3 protein-coding genes are annotated in these 2,669 nt (G+C 65.0%); all 3 read right to left on the bottom strand.

Annotated features, from left to right (window positions below; genetic code table 11):
- Positions 1 to 623: uracil-DNA glycosylase family protein (locus GPT33_RS18655; protein ID WP_296812119.1), on the bottom strand; the 623-nt coding region annotated here is incomplete at its 3' end.
- On the bottom strand, positions 620 to 1,201 hold the full coding sequence (locus tag GPT33_RS18650; RefSeq protein WP_296812116.1) for a DinB family protein: 582 nt from the start codon (positions 1,199 to 1,201) through the stop codon (positions 620 to 622). The genes GPT33_RS18655 and GPT33_RS18650, both read right to left, overlap by 4 nt.
- Positions 1,198 to 2,669: glutamine--tRNA ligase/YqeY domain fusion protein (locus GPT33_RS18645; RefSeq protein ID WP_296812113.1), on the bottom strand; the 1,472-nt coding region annotated here is incomplete at its 5' end. The genes GPT33_RS18645 and GPT33_RS18650, both read right to left, overlap by 4 nt.

Here is a 2,669-nt window from a genome sequence, read left to right as displayed (position 1 = left end):
CGAATCTCCTGCCAGGCCGGGTGCACCTCGATCAGGGATAGCGCCCGTTCCAGCAGTGTCTTGCCTGGCTCCATCTTGAACCAGGTCGAGGCGCCCGAGGGATGCGGGAGCGGGATGAGGTCGGCCTCCAAGCCGCTCGGCGAGCGATAGGGCCATTGGACTCCGACCACATCGTTCAGACGCTTGGACTCCATGAACTGCACGATGGCGAGCTTGCCGACCGGGATGATCAATCGAGGCCGTGATAGCTCGACCTCCGTTCGCCACCAACCACTGCATCGCTCGACCTCGACGGCATCGGGAACCCGGTCGCCGCCTTTCGGGGCTTTGCCGGGAAAGCAGCGACACACCGCGCTCATGAGGGCGCGGCTGCGAAAGGTCGGCTCGTCGATCCCGATGGACTCGAACCAACGAAAGAGCGTCTTGCCCGCGGTCCAGCAAAACGGAATGCCCTGCAGGATCTCGCGCGTGCCCGGGGCTTGGCCGACCATCATGACCGGCGAGATGACGACCTGACCGTGCACGGGCGGCCCCTGCATCCCGGGGCAGCGCCGGCAGTCGACGAGATCGCGATACAGGCGCGTAAGGGCTTCGGCGCCGTGCGGCGCATTCGCCGTGGTCATGATTGGAGGCGCCGGAGGATCTTTTCGATCTGAGCACGATGCGTCCGATTGTGGATCGCGGCCACGGCATGCCACTGACGTGCGTTGAGCGGACCGAACCAAGGATGCGGGTGCCGGTCGCGCGAGCGCAGCGTGCCCAGTCGCTGGACCACATCCGTGTAGCGCTCGACCGCGGCTTCCAATGCGGCGATCCGGTCCGGCCCGGCATCTTCGTGCGGCCTGACGTCCTCGAGACTGATCTCGGCGCCGTGATTGTGATCGGTGCAGATCGCGTGGATCAGGACCATGACTGCGGTGTTGACCATGACGAGATGGTCGAGTGTCATGTAGACGGACCAATCGCGGCTGCTCTCCTCGATCCCCGGAAAGCGCGCGATCCGGACCCGAGCCCTCCCCTGCTCTTCCGAGATGCCTTGCGCGAGCGTTCGGGCCTGCAGGGCGTCGCGCCGGAACGCCCGCAGGATCGCCGCCGGGGGCACGAAGGACGCGTAGAGCCGCAGTCCGAGATCCGCGGCGCGACGCTCATGCCAGGGGATCCGGGCAGGTGCGGCATCGAGATCGTCGTGCGCGTCGCTCATGGCTGGCTCTTGCCCCAGGTATCGCGGAGCCCGACGGTGAGATTGAAGACCGGCCGCTCGGGTGTCGAATCGGTGTCGACGACAAAGTAGCCCTCGCGCTCGAACTGAAAACGTGTGCCCGCGTCGACACCCTGCAAGGTCGGTTCGAGCACGGCGTCGGTGAGGACGCACAAGGAATCGGGGTTGATGTCGGAACGAAAATCGCCCCCGCCTGCGCCCGGCACCGGAACGCGGAACAGCCGGTCGTAGAGCCTCACCTCGGCCCGAACCCCATGGTCGGACGATACCCAATGGATGACGCCCTTCACCTTGCGGCCTTGGGGGTCACGGCCGAGCGTGTCGAGATCGGCGCTGACCCGAAGCTCGACGATCTCGCCGTCGGCATCCTTGACGACTTCCTCGCAGCGGATCACGTAGGCATTGCGCAGTCGCACCTCGCCTCCCGGAATCAAACGCTTGAAGCCTTTGGGCGGGACCTCCTCGAAGTCGGTCCGGTCGATATAGATCTCGCGTCCGAACGGGACGGCACGCAAGCCCAGAGTTTCGTCCTTGGGGTGATTGCGCGCCTCGATCGATTCGGTTCGGCCCTCGGGATAGTTGACGATGACCACCTTCAGTGGGCGCAGCACGGCCATCCGACGCGGCGCGGTGGCGTCCAGGTCTTCACGGATGGTGCTTTCGAGCAGGGCCATCTCGACCAAGTTGTCCGACTTGGTGATCCCGACCCGCTCGCAGAAGTCGCGGATCGCGCCCGGCGTGTAGCCGCGGCGTCGCAGGCCGGCGACGGTCGGCATGCGCGGGTCGTCCCAGCCGTGGACATGACGCTCGCCGACCAGCTCGGTCAAGCGCCGCTTGCTCATGACCGTGTATTCGAGATTCAGCCGGCTGAACTCGATCTGACGTGGCTTGCAGGGTACCGAGACGTTGTTCACGCACCAGTCGTAGAGGGGGCGATGGTCCTCGAACTCGAGCGTGCACAGCGAGTGCGTGATGCCTTCCAGTGCGTCGGAGATGGGATGGGTGTAGTCGTAGGTCGGATAGAGACACCAGGCGGAGCCGGTCTGATGATGGACGACACCGTGCTTGATGCGATAGAGCACCGGGTCTCGCAGGTTGATGTTCGGGGAGGCCATGTCGATGCGCGCACGCAGGGTGCGGGCGCCGTCCGGGAACTCGCCGGCGCGCATCCGTGTGAAGAGATCCAGATTCTCCTCGACCGTGCGATCGCGATAGGGGCTGTCCCGGCCCGGCTCGGTCAGGGTTCCGCGGTAGCTGCGGGTCTCCTCGGCATTCAGGTCGCAGACGTAGGCCAGTCCCTTTTCGATGAGCTCGATGGCGAATGCGTAGAGCTGTTCGAAGTAATCGGACGCGAAATAGACTCGATCGCCCCAGTCGAACCCGAGCCAACGCACATCCGCCTGGATCGAGTCGACGAACTCGACGTTCTCCTTGTGCGGGTTGGTATCGT

Source organism: Thiocapsa sp. (assembly GCF_011390875.1).
Classification (GTDB): domain Bacteria; phylum Pseudomonadota; class Gammaproteobacteria; order Chromatiales; family Chromatiaceae; genus Thiocapsa.
The sequence above is the reverse complement of the archived record's forward strand: the minus strand, read 5'-3'. Positions and strand labels throughout refer to the sequence as shown.

What these genes read in the sequence shown, in the direction of transcription:
- GPT33_RS18650 (WP_296812116.1), bottom strand. Translation starts at nt 1,201, where the DNA reads ATGAGCGACGCGCACGACGATCTCGATGCCGCACCTGCCCGGATCCCC.